13 protein-coding genes and 1 riboswitch are annotated in these 17462 nt (G+C 66.2%); of the genes, 9 read left to right on the plus strand and 4 right to left on the minus strand.

Features of this window, described 5'->3' with window-relative positions:
- The first annotated feature begins 213 nt into the window (after positions 1-213).
- The 5 genes from ACVI1L_RS35700 (at position 214) to ACVI1L_RS35720 (ending at position 7454) form a co-directional block, all read left to right on the plus strand.
- Entirely contained in the window at positions 214-2115 is a 1902-nt protein-coding gene (locus tag ACVI1L_RS35700; protein ID WP_253590178.1) for a peptidylprolyl isomerase, read from the plus strand.
- Positions 2116-2185: 70 nt separating this feature from the next.
- Positions 2186-3199, plus strand: coding sequence for an anthranilate phosphoribosyltransferase (gene trpD / locus ACVI1L_RS35705; RefSeq protein ID WP_456785028.1), 1014 nt, complete (start codon positions 2186-2188; stop codon positions 3197-3199).
- Positions 3200-3210: 11 nt separating this feature from the next.
- Positions 3211-4032, plus strand: a complete 822-nt coding sequence (trpC, locus tag ACVI1L_RS35710) for an indole-3-glycerol phosphate synthase TrpC (RefSeq protein WP_456785029.1) — start codon at positions 3211-3213, stop codon at positions 4030-4032.
- Positions 4033-4036: 4 nt separating this feature from the next.
- Positions 4037-4564 (plus strand): cyclic pyranopterin monophosphate synthase MoaC, encoded by a 528-nt coding sequence (gene moaC, locus ACVI1L_RS35715; RefSeq protein ID WP_456785030.1) that lies wholly within the window; start codon positions 4037-4039, stop codon positions 4562-4564.
- A 157-nt stretch (positions 4565-4721) separates the two neighbouring features.
- A complete protein-coding gene (locus tag ACVI1L_RS35720) occupies positions 4722-7454 on the plus strand; it encodes a bifunctional diguanylate cyclase/phosphodiesterase (RefSeq protein ID WP_456785031.1) in 2733 nt (910 codons plus the stop codon).
- Between the two features lie 189 nt (positions 7455-7643).
- On the opposite strand, the gene ACVI1L_RS35725 is transcribed toward ACVI1L_RS35720, so the two are convergent.
- Both ACVI1L_RS35725 and ACVI1L_RS35730 read right to left on the minus strand, forming a co-directional pair.
- On the minus strand, positions 7644-9002 hold the full coding sequence (locus ACVI1L_RS35725) for a S41 family peptidase (RefSeq protein WP_456785032.1): 1359 nt from the start codon (positions 9000-9002) through the stop codon (positions 7644-7646).
- Positions 9003-9155: 153 nt separating this feature from the next.
- Positions 9156-10349: an NADH:flavin oxidoreductase/NADH oxidase gene (locus tag ACVI1L_RS35730; protein WP_456785033.1), complete on the minus strand. Its 1194-nt coding sequence runs from the start codon at positions 10347-10349 to the stop codon at positions 9156-9158.
- A gap of 230 nt (positions 10350-10579) precedes the next feature.
- Here ACVI1L_RS35730 and ACVI1L_RS35735 point away from each other — a divergent pair, with 230 nt between their 5' ends.
- Positions 10580-10984, plus strand: coding sequence for a hypothetical protein (locus tag ACVI1L_RS35735; protein WP_456780455.1), 405 nt, complete (start codon positions 10580-10582; stop codon positions 10982-10984).
- Between the two features lie 679 nt (positions 10985-11663).
- On the opposite strand, the gene ACVI1L_RS35740 is transcribed toward ACVI1L_RS35735, so the two are convergent.
- Together ACVI1L_RS35740 and ACVI1L_RS35745 are read right to left on the minus strand one after the other, a co-directional pair.
- Complete coding sequence (locus ACVI1L_RS35740; RefSeq protein ID WP_057016591.1) at positions 11664-12575, minus strand: amino acid ABC transporter substrate-binding protein; 912 nt, start codon at positions 12573-12575, stop codon at positions 11664-11666.
- A gap of 137 nt (positions 12576-12712) precedes the next feature.
- Complete coding sequence (locus tag ACVI1L_RS35745) at positions 12713-13648, minus strand: DUF2380 domain-containing protein (protein ID WP_456785034.1); 936 nt, start codon at positions 13646-13648, stop codon at positions 12713-12715.
- 238 nt (positions 13649-13886) lie between these two features.
- Here ACVI1L_RS35745 and ACVI1L_RS35750 point away from each other — a divergent pair, with 238 nt between their 5' ends.
- From ACVI1L_RS35750 to ACVI1L_RS35760, 3 genes are all read left to right on the plus strand, one after another.
- On the plus strand, positions 13887-15314 hold the full coding sequence (locus tag ACVI1L_RS35750) for a histidine kinase (RefSeq protein WP_456785035.1): 1428 nt from the start codon (positions 13887-13889) through the stop codon (positions 15312-15314).
- The gene (locus tag ACVI1L_RS35755; RefSeq protein WP_456785036.1) at positions 15311-15973 is read left to right on the plus strand and encodes a response regulator; all 663 of its coding nucleotides are present in this window, start codon (positions 15311-15313) and stop codon (positions 15971-15973) included. Before ACVI1L_RS35750 ends, ACVI1L_RS35755 begins: the two co-directional genes overlap by 4 nt.
- Positions 15974-16058: 85 nt before the next feature.
- Positions 16059-16144, plus strand: a riboswitch (ZMP/ZTP riboswitch).
- 36 nt (positions 16145-16180) lie between these two features.
- On the plus strand, positions 16181-17452 hold the full coding sequence (locus ACVI1L_RS35760) for a serine hydroxymethyltransferase (RefSeq protein WP_141343146.1): 1272 nt from the start codon (positions 16181-16183) through the stop codon (positions 17450-17452).
- Positions 17453-17462 lie beyond the last annotated feature (10 nt).

Genomic DNA, 17462 nt, shown 5'->3' on the forward strand with positions numbered 1-17462 from the left:
CCTGCGCTACCAGAGCCGGGCGGCGACTTCCAGAGCTCGGCTTCGCGCACACCGTGCGACGCTTCCGCCCGCGCGGCCAAGGTTGCGGGGGCGCTTCGGCCACTTTATGATGGGTTTTCAACCCGGTGACGCCCTGCTGCGGGACAAAAGCCTCGACTTTCGGCTCCCCATTGGGCACGACCCGGTTCCCCTCCTGTAAAACAAGTTGGACCCATGCTTCGAGGAATGCGGAAAGCCTCATCAAACTGGCTCGGCAAGACGATTATGGCCGTGGTGATGGGCGTTTTGATCGTCAGTTTCGGAATTTGGGGCATTGCCGACATTTTCAAGGGGTTTGGCCAGTCGACCTTCGCCAAGGTGGGCGGGACCGAGATTTCGGCCGAGCAGTTCCGCCAGATCTATACCGACCGCCTGCAGCAGCTTGGCCGTCAGTTCGGCCGCCCGCTGACGCCGGACCAGGCGCGCGCCTTCGGCATCGACCGCCAGGTGCTGCAGCAGACGCTTGCGGAAGCCGCGATGGACGAGGAAGCACGCCGCATGGGCCTCAATGTGTCCGATGCGGAGGTGCTGCGCGCGATCTACAACGATCCAAACTTCAAGGGCCTCAACAACCAGTTCGACCCGCAGCGTTTCCAGGCCGTGATCCGCAACTATGGCTATACCGAAGGTCGCTACATCGCCGAGCAGCGCCGCGTTGGCCTCAGGCGCCAGATCGCCGGCACCATCTCGTCCGGGATCGAGCCGTCGAAATCGCTGGTCGAGGCGCTGACCCGGTTCCAGAACGAGCAGCGTTCGATCGACTACATCACGCTCGGCGCCGCGCAGGCCGGAACCATCGATCCGCCCTCGCCCGAGGCGCTCGCCGCCTATTTCGAGGACCACAAGGCCCAGTTCCGCGCGCCCGAATACCGCAAGATCTCCTTCGTCGCCATCACGCCCGAGGAAATCGGCAAGTGGGAAACGGTGTCGGACGAGGACGCCAGGAAGATCTTCGAGGAGCGCAAGGACCGGCTCAGCACGCCGGAGAAGCGCGAGGTCTCGCAGATCGTGTTTCCGGACGCTGGCGAGGCGCAGGCCGCGCGCGGGCGGATCGCGTCGGGCACGTCGTTCGACGACATCGCCAAGGAGCGCAACCTCAATCTGGCCGACGTCAATCTCGGCCTGGTCGCGAAGTCGGCGATCCTCGATCCGGCCGTCGCCGATGCCGCCTTCTCCCTGGCCGCCGGCGAAGTCAGCCAGCCGGTGCAGGGCCGCTTCGGCGTCGCGCTGGTCAAGGTCGGCAAGGTCGAGCCCGGCGTGACCCCGAGCTATGAGAGCCTCGCCCAGCAGGTGAAGAACGAGATCGCCTCCGAGCGCGCCCGCACCAAGGTCGCCGACCTGCGCGACAAGATGGAAGACGAGCGCGGCGGCGGCGCCAGCGTCGTCGAAGCCGCACAGAAGCTGAAGCTGACGCCCGTCACCATCGACGCGGTCGATCGCTCCGGACGGCTGCCGAACGGCCAGGTCGCGACCAACATCCCGCGCGGCCTCGACGTGGTGTCGCAGGCCTTCAACAGCGACGTTGGCGTCGACAACGACCCGATCCAGTTCAACGGCGGCTATGTCTGGTACGACGTGCTCGGCATCACGCCGTCGCGCGAGCGCAGCCTCGACGAGGTTCGCGATCAGGTCGAGGCCAAGTGGCGCGAAGACCAGATCTCCACCAAGCTGCGCGCCAAGGCGACCGAGATCGTCCAGAAGCTCGACAGCGGCGCCAAGCTCGCCGACGAAGCCGCCGCTGCCGGCGTCAAGGTCGAAACCGCGGCGAATTTCAACCGCGAGGCCTCGCTGCCTGCCGTGCCGGCCGGCGTGATTGCGGCGGCATTCCGGACCGCCAAGGACGGCGATGGACAGACCTCCGTCGCCGGCGGCAGCCAGTGGGTGGTCTTCCGCGTCACCAACGTGACGGTGCCGCCGGTCGACTTCGCGTCCGACGCGGCCAAGCAGCTCACCGAGGCGCTGCGGCGGTCGCTGAGCGACGAGCAGGTCGCGCAATATGTCACGAAGATCGAGTCCGATATCGGTGTGACCATCAACCAGGCAGCCTTCGCACAGGTGACAGGCGCAAATAATTGAGCATGATCGGGACAGCGCGACGACGCGCTGCGCGGCGATCAAGCTCCAACAACAGACCCTGAGCCAGCGAATGGACGACCTGAAATCGATCATCGGAAAAGTCGCCACCGGCGCCACGCTGACGCGTGAAGAGGCGGCGTCCGCCTTCGACAGCATGATGTCGGGCGAAGCCACGCCCTCGCAGATGGGCGGGCTATTGATGGCGCTGCGGGTGCGCGGCGAGACCGTCGAGGAGATCACCGGCGCCGTCACCGCGATGCGCGGCAAGATGCTGCCGGTCACGGCGCCGGCGGGGGCCGTCGACATCGTCGGCACCGGCGGCGACGGCTCCGGCTCGGTCAACGTCTCGACCTGCGCGGCCTTCATCGTGGCCGGCGCCGGCGTGCCTGTGGCGAAGCACGGCAACCGCGCATTGTCATCGCGCTCGGGCGCCGCCGACGTGCTGGCCTCGCTCGGCGTCAAGCTCGATTTGACGCCCGAACAGGTGGGGCGCTGCGTCAAGGAAGCCGGCATCGGCTTCATGTTCGCGCCCGCGCATCATCCGGCGATGAAGAATGTCGGTCCGACCCGGGTCGAACTCGCCACCCGCACCATCTTCAACCTGCTCGGCCCGCTATCGAATCCCGCCGGCGTCAAGCGGCAGATGGTCGGCGTGTTCTCGCGGCAATGGGTGCAGCCGCTGGCGCAGGTGCTGAAGAACCTCGGCTCCGACAAGGTCTGGGTCGTGCACGGCTCCGATGGCCTCGACGAGATCACCCTCACCGGCCCGACCTTCGTTGCGACGCTCGAGAACGGCGAGATCAGGACATCAGAGGTCACGCCCGAGGATGCCGGCCTTGGCCGCGTCGGCGGCGAGGCGCTGAAGGGCGGTGACGCCGATGCCAACGCGATCGCGCTCTCCAGCGTGCTGCAGGGCAAGCCGAGCGCCTATCGCGACGTCGCCCTGCTCAACGCCGCCGCCGCGCTGATCGTGGCCGGCCGCGCCAAGGACCTCAAGGAAGGCGTCGCGATCGGTGCCCAGTCGCTCGACAGCGGCGCTGCCGCCGCGCGGCTGAAGCATCTGGTCGCGGTTTCGAACGGCTGAGAGCGCGAAACATGTCCGATATCCTGACCAAGATCGAGGCTTACAAGCGCAAGGAGATATCAGCCGCGAAGCGCGCCCATCCGCTCGCCGAGGTCGAGGCGCAGGCCAGATCGGCCTCGGCCCCGCGCGGCTTCGTCCGCGCCCTCAAGGACAAGCATGCGCGCGGCGACTACGCGCTGATCGCGGAAGTGAAGAAGGCCTCGCCCTCGAAGGGCTTGATCCGGGCCGACTTCGATCCGCCCGTGCTCGCAAAGGCCTACGAGGCCGGCGGCGCGGCGTGCCTGTCGGTGCTGACCGACGCGCCCTCGTTCCAGGGCCATCTCGACTTCATGGTTGCGGCCCGCGCGGCGACCAGCCTGCCGGTGCTGCGCAAGGATTTCATGTTCGACACCTACCAGGTGGCGGAGGCGCGCGCCCATGGCGCCGACTGCATCCTGATCATCATGGCCGCGCTCGACGACGCGGCGGCCAGGGAGATCGAGGACGCCGCGCTCGGCTACGGCATGGACGTACTGGTCGAGATTCACGACCGCGCCGAGCTTGACCGTGCCTTGAAACTTCGCTCGCCGATGATCGGCGTCAACAACCGCAATCTGCGCACCTTCGAGACCACGCTCGCGACCAGCGAGGCGCTGGCACCGCTGATCCCGCCCGACCGCCTGATGGTCGGCGAGAGCGGCATCTTCACGCCTGGCGATCTCGCCCGGCTCGAACGGGTCGGGATGTCGACCTTCCTGGTCGGTGAAAGCCTGATGCGCCAGCAGGACGTCACCGCGGCGACCCGCGCCTTGCTGACGCGGCAGGCCGCCCCGCGCGCCACCGCAACGCGCTGACGCAATGGCGCGGAACAGCAAGGGCAAGACCAAGGCCGAGCCGTCCGGCTCCGGCACCGCCCTCACCCATATCGACGCCAAGGGCGAGGCGCGGATGGTCGACGTCTCGGCCAAGCCCGCGACCGAGCGGACCGCGGTCGCCGAAGGCCGCGTCGTGATGAGCAAGGCGACGCTGGCGCTGATCGAAACCGGCCAGGCCAAGAAGGGCGACGTGCTTGCGACGGCGCGTATCGCCGGCATCATGGCGGCGAAGCGAACCTCGGAATTGATCCCGCTCTGCCATCCGCTGGCGCTGACCAAGGTCACGATCGACATCACACCCGACCGCAAGCTGCCCGGCTGCATCGTCCGCGGCAGCGTCAAGGTGACGGGGCCGACCGGCGTCGAGATGGAGGCGCTGACCGCAGTCTCGGTCGCATGCCTGACGATCTATGACATGGTCAAGGCGGTCGACCGCGGCATCCGCATCGAGGGCATCCACCTCGTCGAGAAGATCGGCGGCAAGTCCGGGCACTATCGCACCCGCGCTTGATCGACGGTGCGCAAGCGACGGCCTGTCGCAAATGCCCGCAAGGTTTCATTAACCAATCTCGCTAACCCGCGCTCCATTTCGATTGGATACGACTTTCGCGGGCCGGGGGTGCACGAGACCTACTTCCGGGTGAAACACCTGGAAGCGATTGCGGCAAATGACTCCAAACGGCAGCGCCACGTTCAACATCAAATCGGTGATCGGCAGCGGTCCGATCCGCTGGCTGATCCTCGGCGGCGCCGTGATGATGGCCGCGATCGCGATCGGCGCTACGCTGATGGCGGAGAATTTCCGCGATCGCGCCCTGCACAACAGCGAGCGTGAGCTCGAGAACACCGTACTGCTGCTGGCGCGGCATTTCGACCAGCAGCTCGACGATCTCGAAGTCGTCCAGCGCGACCTGATCACGTTCATGCGCGACAATGCAATCGCGACGCCGGAGAATTACAAGCGCCGGATGTCGGCCGCCGACATCCATGCGATGCTCAAATCCAAGATGGACGCGCTGTCCAATGTCGGCAGCCTCAACGTGTTCGACGCCGACGGCGTTCTGATCAACAGCTCGGGCACCTGGCCGCTGCCGCAGGCCAGCATTGCCGACCGCCCCTACTTCCAGATCTTCAAGTCGAGCCCCTATTCGCCCGACATGCAGGTCGCGCCGGTGGTGAGCCGCATCACCGGAAACTGGACCACCGTCATCGTCCGCAAGGTCACCGGTCCGCATGGCGAATTCCTCGGCGTGGTCGGCCGCGGCATCGAGCCGGCGGCCTTCGAGAAATTCTTCTCCACCGTGGCGCTCGGCGACGGCGCCGCGATCTCGATGCATCATCGCGACGGCACGCTGCTGGCGCGCTATCCCCATGTCGAGGAGCTGATCGGGAAGAATTTCCGCAACGGTCCGGTCAATCAGCAGCAGGTGTTCGAGCTGCCGCAGAGCACGACGCGGCTGGCCAGCCCGGTCGACGGCAAGGACCGCCTGGTGTCGTCGCGGGCACTGACCAAATTCCCGATCGTCGTCGTCGCGACGAGCACCACGGAGGCGGCGCTCGCCAACTGGCGCGAGCAGATCGGCATCCTGATCGCGGTGACCAGCATCTCGGTGCTGGCGATCGCGATCCTGCTGACGCTGGTGGTGCGCAAGCTGGTGCAGCAGCATCGCGCCCAGCAGCAGCGCCTGACGCTGGAGAAGCTGCGGCTCGACACCGCCGTCAACAACATGACGCAGGGCCTGTTGCTGTTCGATGCCGCGCAGTGCCTGGTGATCTGCAACAGGCGCTATATCGAGATGTACGGGTTGTCGGCCGACATCATCAAGCCCGGCTGCAGCTTCCGCGACGTCATCGTGCATCGTCACCGGACCGGCTCGTTCCAGGGCGACGTCGAGCGCTACGTCAATCTCGTGCTGCGCGACGTCGGCATCCGCAACACCATGGTGATCACGACGCCCGACGGACGCTCGATCCAGGTCGTCAACGAGCCGCTGGCCGACGGCGGCTGGCTCGCGACCCATGAGGACGTCACCGAGCGCCGCCGCGCCGAGGAGCGCATCACGCATCTCGCCCACTACGATGCGCTCACCGACCTGCCGAACCGCGCGCTGTTCCACGAGGAGATCAGGCGCGAGCTGCCGCATGTCACGCCCGACAGCCAGCTTGCGGTGCTCTATATCGACATCGACGAATTCAAGGGCGTCAACGACTCGCTCGGCCACATGGTCGGCGACGAGCTTCTCAAGTCCGTGGCGCGGACGCTGAGCGGCGTGATCGGCGACGGCGATTTCGTCGCTCGCCTCGGCGGCGACGAGTTCGCGATCGTGCAGACCGGGGTGAAGAGCGAGGCCGAGGTCGCCGACCTCGTCGCGCGCATCTACGAGGTGATCCGCGCGCCCTATCAATGCCTCGGCCACCAGGTCACGACCGACGCCAGCATCGGCATCGCACTGGCGCCGAAGGACGGCACCGATCTCGACCAGATCATGAAGAACGCCGATCTTGCGATGTATGCGGCGAAGTCGGCCGGCCGGCGCGTCTTCCGCTTCTTCGAGCCGGCGATGGATGCCGACGCCCGCGCCCGCCGCGAGCTCGAGATGGAGTTGCGGCAGACGATCGCCGCCGGCAGCGGGCTCGAAGTGCATTACCAGCCCTGCGTCGACCTGCGCAGCAACGAGATCACCGGCTGCGAGGCGCTGGTGCGCTGGCGTCATCCACAGCGCGGCATGATCTCGCCGGCCGAATTCGTGCCGATTGCGGAAGAGACCGGCCTGATCAACCAGCTCGGCGAGTGGGTGCTGATGACGGCCTGCAAGGAAGCCGTGAACTGGCCCGACCGCGTCAGGCTCGCCGTCAACGTATCGCCGGTGCAGTTCCGCAGCGGCACGCTGGCGCTCAAGGTGATCGCGGCGCTTGCATCGTCGGGGCTGTCAGCGAGCCGGCTCGAGCTCGAGATCACCGAGGCGGTGCTGATCCGCGACGACGAGAGCGCGTTGGCCGCGCTGCACCAGCTGCGCGCCATCGGGATCAGGATCGCGCTCGACGATTTCGGCACCGGCTATTCGTCGCTGAGCTACCTGAAGCGATTCCCGTTCGACAAGATCAAGATCGACCGCTGCTTCGTCACCGACATCGCCGATCCGCAAGGCTCGGCCGGCATCGTCGAGGCCGTCGTCAACATCGCCGCCGAGCGCAGCATGACGACGACGGCGGAAGGCGTCGAGACCGCGCAGCAGCAGCAATTGCTGCGCGAGCTCGGCTGCTCGGAAATGCAGGGCTATCTGTTCAGCCCGCCAAAGCCCGCCGCCCAGATCCGCGAGCTGCTGGCCGGGCATCGCCGCGGCCCCGCCGCGGGCGCGAGCACGGCGCGGCGACGCAAGCCGGTCGCCGGCGCGGCGTAAGGCTGCTCGGAAGTCGGAGCCCGAGGGGCGCGCCCGCACGATTTCGGAATTTTGGAAATATACCCTGTAATTGCCCGACGTGTCAAATTGCCTGGTCGAGCGCCAGCCCCCACCGGCTCCTTTGCATGGGATTGTTTTCGATATTTTGGCAGCTGCGTAGCCCGGATGGAGCCATCCGGGCTACAGGTTCTAGTTCGGCACCGGCCGCTTCTGCGCGGCCTTGGTGTCGGCGTTCTTGGCATCGGCGTTGACGGTGACGCCGCGCAGCTGGTTGAACGCCGCGGCCAGCGCCTTGTCGTTCTTCTCGTCCGGCGGGACGTAGGATTGCGAGCCGGTCTGCTCGGCGCCCTCGGCGGAGAGATGGCCGCGCATCGAGGCCTCGCCCTTGATCTCCGAGCGGGTCTTGAATTCGTCCGGCACGTCCTGCAGCACCTCGATGTCGGGCTTGATGCCGAGTGCCTGGATCGAATGGCCCGACGGCGTGAAATAGCGCGCCGTGGTCAGCGCCAGCGCGCCATTGCCGGTGCCGAGCGGAATGATGGTCTGCACCGAGCCCTTGCCGAACGAGCGGGTGCCGATCAGGGTCGCGCGCTTGTGGTCATGCAGCGCGCCGGCGACGATCTCGGAGGCCGAGGCCGAACCGCCGTTGATCAAGACGACGAGCGGCTTGCCCTTGGTCATGTCGCCGCCATGCGCGGTGAAGCGCTGGGTTTCCTCGGGATTGCGGCCGCGGGTCGAGACCACCTCGCCGCGCTGCATCAAGGTCGAGGTCACCGAGACTGCCTGGTCGAGCAGGCCGCCGGGATTGTTGCGGAGGTCGACGACGTAGCCTGTGAGCTTGTCCTGCGGGATCTGCTTCTGGATATCGCCGATCGCCTTGCGCAGACCCTCGGTGGTCTGCTCGTTGAACGAGGTGATCCTGATATAGCCGATGTCGCCGCCCTCGACATGATACTTCACCGGACGCACGCGGATGATCTCGCGCGTAATCGAGACCTCGATCGGCTTGTCGGCATCCTTGCGGATGATCTTCAGCCGGATCGAGCTGTTGGGCGCGCCCTTCATCTTGTTGACGGCCTGGTCGAGCGTCATGCCCTGGATCTGGTCGTCGTCGATCGACGTGATCACGTCGCCCGACATGATGCCGGCGCGCGAGGCCGGCGTGTCGTCGATCGGCGCCACCACCTTGACGAAGCCGTCCTCCATGGTGACCTCGATGCCGAGCCCGCCGAACTCGCCATGCGTGGTCTCCTGCATCTCCCCCCAGCCCTTCTCGTTCATGTAGCGGGAGTGCGGATCGAGCGAGGAGATCATGCCGTTGATCGCGCCCTCGACGAGCTTGGCGTCCTCGGGCTTCTCGACGTAGTCGGTCTTGACCTTCTCGAACACCTCGCCGAACAGATTGAGCTGCGAATAGGTGTTGCTGTTGTCGGAATGCGCGGCGGCGTTGGCGACGGCGAACAGATGCGCGCCCTGCGGCGAGGCCACGAGCAAGGTGAGACACGCGCCCGCGACCGTCCCGAGCAAGAAGCCAACATGTTTGCGCATTATCCGTGATCCCTTCGCTAACGGCCGGCAACGTTTCGCAACATTCGGCCCCACCCCGACGCGGGGCACCACACAACGGCTTTTTGGTCGGATCAAGGCCGCCTTGTCACCGGACCATTACGGTCCTGTCACGGTGCCCGGATCGGCCTCTTGTCAGCCCCCTGTCAGCCTTTCGTCGGCCTTTGGCCCAGTCTCCCGCAACCCGTTCTGCCAGGTCGACGGCTGGGTGCCGAATCCGCGCTTGGCCCGCGTGCCCAGCCAGTAGCCGAACTGCGGAGGAACATTGCGGAACGGCCCCTCGACGCCGAGCTTGAGCGCGGCGTCCATCGGCCAGTTCGGGTTATTGAGGATTTCCCGGCCGACCGCGATCAAATCTGCTTGTTTATCACGCAGGATTTGTTCGGCCTGGTCTCCGTGGATGATCAGGCCGACCGCCATGGTCATGATATCGGCATGGGCGCGGACATATTCCGCGAGCGGCACCTGATAGTTGTATTTGATCTCCTTGCCCAGGATCGGCGCCATCTCGCTGATTCCGCCCGATGAGCAGTCGATCACATCGACGCCCTTCGCTTTCAGGATCCTGGTGAGCCGGGCGCTCTGCTCCGGGCCCCAGCCGGCGTTGTCCTCGACCGACAGCCGCACGAACAGCGGCTTGTGATCCGGCCAGTGCGCCCGCACCGCCTCGGTGACCTCGATCAGGAAGCGCATCCGGTTGGCTTCCGAGCCGCCATATTCGTCGCTGCGCTGGTTGGAGCGCCCGGAGAGGAATTCGTGCACGAGATAGCCATGGGCGCCGTGCAGTTCCAGCACCTCGAACCCTGCCGCATGGGCGCGCCGTGCCGCCTGCCCCCAGGCTGCGACGAGATCCTTCACCTCATGCGTGTCCAGCGCGCGCGGCACCGGCCAGCGCTCGCTATGGGCAATCGCGCTCGGCGCCACCGGCGTCCAGGCATCCCAGTCCTCGATCTCGGCGGTGCGTTCGAGCGGACGATCCCCCTCCCAGGGCCGGCTTGCGCGCGCCTTGCGGCCGGAATGACCGAGCTGGATGCCGGCGACCGCGTTCTGCTGCTTGATGAAGCCGACGAGGCGGCTGAGCGGCGCGATGAACTTGTCGTCCCAGATGCCGAGATCGCCGATCGTGCCGCAGCCGCGCCGCTCGACCTTGGTCGATTCGACGATCACGAGACCGGCGCCGCCGGCGGCGAACCTGCCCGCATTCATCAGATGCCAGTCGGTCGGAAAGCCCTTCTCGGCGGAATATTGGTGCATCGGCGGCACCACGATGCGGTTCTTCAGCGTGACGCCGCGGATCGTCATTGGCGAAAACAGCAGCATGTCGGACATCGCTTCCTCATTATGCGTCGTTACCCGGCGCCCGGGACCGATCTTGTGTTTGGCGCGGACGATATACGCACCGCGCAATGGCCGATAGAGGCGCGCCGGCGGCCGCAATTGGCCACTCGAACGGATCGCGCCAGGTTCGCGATGCCTGTTCCCTCGCGAGGATTTTTCGCGCGCACAGGAAATGATGATCGCGATGCGTGTTGTCCCCGGTAACCCGAGGAGGGACACTCATGAGAACCCGCACAATCGCACTGCTCATCGCCGGTGCCATGGCAACCGGCCCGATACTGGCGCAACACGCGGTTGCCCAGAACCTGCAAAACGAGGCCGACAAGGGTGCCAAGACCCGCAACTCCGGTGAATCCGGCTATGTCGGCGATCAGGACAGGCCCGGCGCGGCCGCAACGCCTCCGGGGCGCCCCGACACGGCCGCCGGTTCCCCAAACGCCACGACGTCTCCGAGCGCTCAAAGTTCCGGAACCGGGATCGCCGGCGCGCCGGGCAACAAGAGCGGGCCGCCCGCCAAGCAAGGCACGGTCGGCTCGAACTCGCAGAACCTGCATGTCCAGGAACAGGATTCGTCGAACATCAAGGGACAACCAGGCAACAAGAGCGGCCCACCCGCAAAGCGCTAGGCTGCGCGCCATGCTGACCAGGCGGCCGTGAACCGGAATGGTGCCGGCAAAGCTCGCTGGACCCGATCGGCGCCGGTTCGAAACGGGCCGTTGATCGAGTCGCTCAGATATTATTGAGCGGCCTTCCGGCTCGCGGAGAGATCGGTTGGGCAATTTGCGCCGCATTCAATCGATTTCTTCTGGTCGGCAACGCGCCATACCAGCGACGCGACCAGGACAATGATGGTGACGGTGAGCTTGGCCAATGCGTCGTGGTTCAATGTCGGCTCCGCAGAACAATCGGCATAGCGAAAAAAATCAGCTGCAAGCAGAAGAAATGTGACCCCGGCACCCTTTGGGGCCGAAGGCCGACGCTGGAGACGTCCACCAGGCCCGCATTCGATTCGGGCCGGCCGACGTCATGATGGTACGGTCGTGGCGCGGTCTGCAAGCTTCTCAGTCTGCATGGCAGCATGGCACGGCCGGCCGCAGCCGGTTGGAACATTGTCATCGATGTGCGGTTCAGTGGTTGTCCTCTGATTCATTGCCCCAGAGGCACACACCACCTCCTGCGGCCCCAGCCGTCACGCTGGGGCCGTAAATCATTGGAGGTGCACCCGGACTGCCGCTCGGCGCGGGGGTGAGCGCAGCGGCTTCCGAGAACCACAATCGATTTGCGCTGGCACACCCGCAAGTGACGCTACTTGCCGACCTCGTACACGTCGGGATCGAAGCTCGAACTCGGATGGGCGAACGCGTGGCGCAGCGCCGGCGACATCGGGACGTTGTAATTGATACCTTTCGGCGGGGTCGGCGCTTCCAGCCACTTCCTGTACATGACCTCGATCTCGTGGCTCTTGTAGAGCTCCGCCGTGGCGCGGTCGGCGAGCGCCTTGAACGGGGTGTCCTCCCTGCGCAGCATGATGCCGAACGGCTCTGCCTTCGAGAACGCCTCCTCGCTGATCATGTAGAGCGAAGGCTGCTTCGATCGCGCGATCGCAACCGCAAGCTGGACGTCGTCGAGCGCGTAGGCCTGGGCGCGATCGGTCTCCAGCATCAGGAACGCCTCGGCCTGGTCCTTGGCCGGGAGAACGTTGATGCCGAGCTTGCGTTCGGTGTTGACCTTGATGAGCTGCGTGAGGTTCACCGAGCCCGCAACGGCGGTGACGGACTTGCCCTTGAGATCGTCGATCGTGTTGATCCCTGCGGATTTCTTGGCGGCAAACCGTGTCGCGCTGAGGAAATGCGTGTTGGTGAAGGTCACCTGTTTCTGGCGGTCCGCGCTGTTGGTGGTCGCCGAGCAATGCAAATCGATCGTGCCGTTGACCATCAGGGGAATGCGGTTCGACGAGGTCACCGGGAGGTAGTCGACGGCGATGTCGGATACGCCGAGCTCCTTCTTCACGGCATCGACGATCTTCAGGCAGATGTCGAGCGCAAAGCCGATCGGCCGCTGATTGTCGTCGAGATAGCTGAAGGGAACGGAAGCCTCCTGAAAGCCGAGCGTGACCTTCTTCGTCTCCTTGATCTTCTGCAGCGTGCCCGACAGCTCCTCGGCCGCCGCGGGGCTTGCGGCGAGCGTGAGAGTGAAGAGGATGGCGGGCAAACGCATCGGCGGCTCCTGTGCGGTGATCAGGCGGCGGTGATAGCGCACGCATGAGCCCGGAGCCAGATGACGGTGTGTCTAGCAGCTATCGCACTTTGCTATGGTCCGCCTGCCAGAGTTGCAGCCGCAGCCGCGAAGCATCCCTAGCGCTGCGCCCCACCTCCGAGCAGGCGATCGCCGACCAGGCGGACCGCGCCACGGGTCCAGGAATAATCGGCGCCCATCCGCAGGCCGCTGTCGCCGCGTGAGACGACCGCGCCGCTGCGGGCGTCGCGCAGCTGGAAGCCGATCGTGTATTCGGTCCGGCTGACCCGCCTGATCACGCCGATCAGCGATTGATCTGCGCCGAGCTGTTGCGCGATCGCGGCCTCGCAGCCGTCGCAGTCGCGCAGCGCACGCGCCTTGACGGGTTCCGCGGTCGCGCCGCCGGTATCGACCAGGCGGTAGCGGCCCGACTGCGCAAGCCGGTCACGCACGCCCTTGGTCACATCGGCGAGGTAGGCCGCATCGGCGTCGGCAAGGCCGGATGCCGGCGCCGCGGAGATGTCCTCAAGCTCGAACTCGAACACCGCAAGCCCGATCGGCGCAGCCGTGGCGGTCTGTGCCGGCGGCAACACGGCCGCGAGCACGCCGAGCACCTCGCGCGACACGAACATCCGCGCATGGTCCCATGCGTCGTCATTGTCGCCGCGAAACGTGTAGAGCTTTTCGTACAGCACGCGGCTCCCTTCGACATCGATGACCGCCACCTTGGCCCACTGCACCAGCGTGCTCATCTTCTGAACGCCACCGACCACCTTGATCCGGGCCTCGCCTGCGGACGCCGCTGCTGGCACCAGGCGATAGCGCGGCTCCGCGGCGACGTCGGCGCGCAGCGCGCGCGTGAACGCATCGAGCCGCTTCTGATGCGCGGCAGTCTGATCGAGGACCTCCCCCGAGGTGTCGACATAACTGAAATCATCGATGCTGACGCCAAGCTGAGATGCTGGCACCGTGCCCGTTTCGGCGCGCAACTGACAAGGTCCGGCCAGAAGGCCGGTCAACGCGAGGGCGTACAAGACAAGACGGGATTGTCGCATGGTCTGGGCCTTTCGGGTGCGGGCGCGGGCGGGTCGGTCGCATCCTGGGCCAACTGGCCGCCGCGCCGCAGCGGAGTGCCTCCCGCCCGGTGCCGGGAAAATTTCACGACGATGGTCCGCGCCCGAAGAACGGCTATGGCAGCGCTTCTCGACGCCTCCGTTCTGCCGTTTAATGTGCCTGACGGCCCTGCCCGCGATGGCGCGCCGAAGCCCGTCTGCGATCTCTGAGGATACGCCAATGTGGAATTGGTCCGGAAGCGATCTGAAACTGCGGCTGACGTTGCGCGTGGCGATCGTCTCGACGCTCTGCTTTGCCGTCATCTCCGGCTATTTCCTGATCGAGGCCGACCGCTCGGTGCGCGGGCGGATCGCGGCCGTTGCCGATATCGCCGCCAAGACGCTGCAGCTGCAGCAGAGCAAGATCCAGTGGCTCAACAATGCGCGTTCCGAATTTCCCGATCTCGACAGCGTTGCCGCCTCGGTCATGACGCCGGGATTGTGCCTCGCCTTTCGCAGCAATAGCGGCGAGATCAGCCAGCGCTTCTGCGGCGGCGCGCAGACTGACACGGCCGCGCCGCCGCTGGCCTTCGCGGCGCTCTATCGCCGCCTGTTCGATCCCGGCCGCGAGGTGGTGCGGCAGGTGGTTTCGCGCGGCAACGCCATCGGCGAAGCGGTGGCCTGGATTGATCCGGCGGTGCCGACCGCCGAGGCCTGGCACGATGCCGGCCGGCTGATGGCGGTGTTCATGATCGCGCTGCCGTTGCTCTGCGCTTTGGTCTATGCGGCGCTGGCGCGCGCGCTGCGTCCGACGCGGCAGATCCGCGACGGGCTCGAGCGGATCGCCGCAGGCGACCTCGCAGCGCGCCTGCCGCCGTTCGATCTCGCCGAACTGTCGGCGATCGGCGATGTCTTCAACCAGCTCGCCGAGCGCCTCGCCGCCGCGCTCTCCGACCGCAACGCGCTGACGCAGAAACTGATCCTGGTGCAGGACGAGGAGCGCCGCCACCTCGCGCGCGAGCTGCATGACGAGTTCGGGCAGTCGCTGGCCGCCATCCGCGCGCTAGCCGCCTCGGCGCGCCAGACCGCCGCCGCGGATTGCCCGCCTTTGCTCGCCGAATGCGACGGCATCGCGCGGACCGCGACCGACATGATGGAGACGTTGCGCGGCGCCCTCTTCCGGCTCCGCCCGCCCGATGTCGACGAACTCGGACTTGCGGCCAGCCTCGAGGGCCTGGTCGCCGGCTGGAACGGCCGCAGCCGCGGACAGCCGCGGTTCGAGATCGCCATATCGGGATCGTTCGAGCACCTTGCCGCCTCCGTCAGCGCCAATCTCTACCGCATCGTGCAGGAGGCGCTCACCAACGCCGCCAAGCATGCCGGCGCCACGCGCGTCATGCTGCGGCTCGAGATGCGCGAGGCGCCGCCTGGCGGCGGCGACAGCGCGATCGTGCTCGCGATCGAGGATGACGGCCAGCCCGGCGATCCCGATCCCAAAGGCGATCCCCAGCTCAGGTCCGGCCTCGGCCTGCTCGGCATGCGCGAACGGGTCGCCGCGCTGGGCGGGCGGCTCAGCTTCGAGACTGGACAGCCCAGCGGCTCCTCGCTCCGCGTCATCGTTCCCGTCGCAGTTAGCCGAGCGGCCGCACCGGTGGAGCGCGCGGCATGAGCCACGCGGCGCGCACCATCATGCTGGTCGACGACCACGCCGTCGTCCGGGAGGGCTACCGGGCGATGCTGCAGAAGCAGCCGGGCCTCTGCGTCGTCGCCGAAGCCTCCGACGGCGTCGAGGCCTACCGCCTCTACAAAGAGACCGGGCCCGACCTCGTCATCATGGACCTGTCGATGCCCGGCATCGGCGGCATCGAGGCCATCCGCCGCCTCCGGCAGTGGGACAGGCGCGCAAAAATCCTGGTGTTCACCATGCACCAGAGCGCGGCCTTTGCCGTGCAGGCGATCCGCGCCGGCGCGAGCGGCTATGTCACCAAGACCAGCCCGCCGGAGACGCTGGTGCACGCCGTGATGGATGCGCTGTCGGGCAAGATCGCGATCAGCCCGGATATCGACCACGAGCTCGCGCTTAGCCACCTTGCCGGCGAGACCAAGGCGGCCGACCTCCTGACCGCGCGGGAATTCGAGGTGCTGCGCATGCTGCTCGCGGAAAACACCACCGAGGAGATCGCCGAGGCGCTGCACCTCAGTCCCAAGACGGTCGCGAACCTCCATTCCCTGATCAAGGACAAGCTCGGCGTCGGCACCGATATCGAGTTGGTCCGCCTCGCGCTGCGGCAAGGCATCCTGACGCAGCTCGATCTCGGCGAACGCTGAGCCCGCGTCGGCGGCAGCGACGAACCCTTGCGAGCCCGCCTGAGATTGGATAGCCTCTGCTCGCGATGAGCTTCGCAGGCTCATTCGCCCCTCGCGCGACTGGCGAGCTTACGTGGAATTGACCACGGTGAAGCGCGAAGGGTTCCAACGCCGTTCGCCTGGGCAACCCGTTCAGCTGATGATCCAGCGTCTTAGGGAGCCCGCACCATGCCGTCATTCCGCAATGAACTCCATCTCAACGATTCGGAAGTTGCCCTTGCGCTCGAGGGCGAAGAGCGCCGCCAGCAAGACGGCGTCGAGCTGATTCCATCGGAGAACTACACCTACCCCGAGGTGCTCGAGCTGCTGGGATCGGTGTTCACCAACAAGTATTCCGAAGGTTATCCGGGACGCCGCTATTACGGCGGCCAGGAATTTACCGACCAGATAGAGAACCTTGCCCGCCAGCGCGCTTGCGCGCTGTTTCGCGCCGAACATGCCAACGTTCAGCCTCTGTCCGGGTCGCCAATGAACCAGGCCGTGTATCTCGGCCTGCTGCAGCCCGGCGATACGATATTGGCGATGGACCTGTCACACGGCGGCCATCTCACTCATGGCGCGCCGGTGTCGCACATGGGGCGGCTCTTCAACTTCGCCCGCTACAAGACGCAGCCGTCAAACGGCGGCGCCATCGATTTCGATGAGCTCCGCGCCATGGCCCGGCACGTCCGCCCGAAGCTGGTGCTGTGCGGCTACAGCTCTTATCCGCGCGATCTGGATTATGCGTCCTTCAAGAGCATCGCCGATGAAGTGGGTGCACTGACCATGGCCGACGTCAGCCATTACGGCGGCCTGATCGCCGGCAACGCCTTGCGCAATCCGCTCGATGCGGGTTTCGACGTGATGACGACGACATCGCACAAGACGCTTCGCGGGCCGCGTGGCGGCATCGTTCTTTGTCGCCGGGAGTTCGCCGGCAAGGTCGACGCGTCGGTGTTCCCGGGATTGCAGGGAGGTCCGCACATGAACGTTGTGGCCGGAACCGCGGTCACGCTGAAGAAGGCATCGACGTCCGATTTTCAGGCCTATGCAAGACTGGTCATGCGCAACGCGAAGGTCCTGGCCGAAGCGTTGATGGAACGCGGCATGACGTTGATCACCGGCGGAACCGATAATCACATGATGGTTGTGGATACGGTGGCCAGCGTCGGCGTGGACGGCGGCGCGGCCGAGAACATCCTCGACGCCGTCGGGATCACCGCAAACAAGCAGATCATTCCCGACGATCCGCGTCCGCCGCTCAAGCCGAGCGGCATTCGCCTCGGGACGCCGGCGGCGACCACGCGCGGCATGGGCGAGCCCGAAATGCGCCTCATCGCCGAACTCATTGCGGAGTCCCTCCGGTCGAAGGGAGATGCAGAGGTCGTCAAGCGACTGAGGTCGAACAGCGTCGAGATGTGCCGCGCCTTCCCCGTTCCGGGGATCGCGCCGTCCTCATAGGCGGCCGAGC

The sequence above is a fragment of the Bradyrhizobium sp. USDA 4516 genome (genome assembly GCF_054055915.1).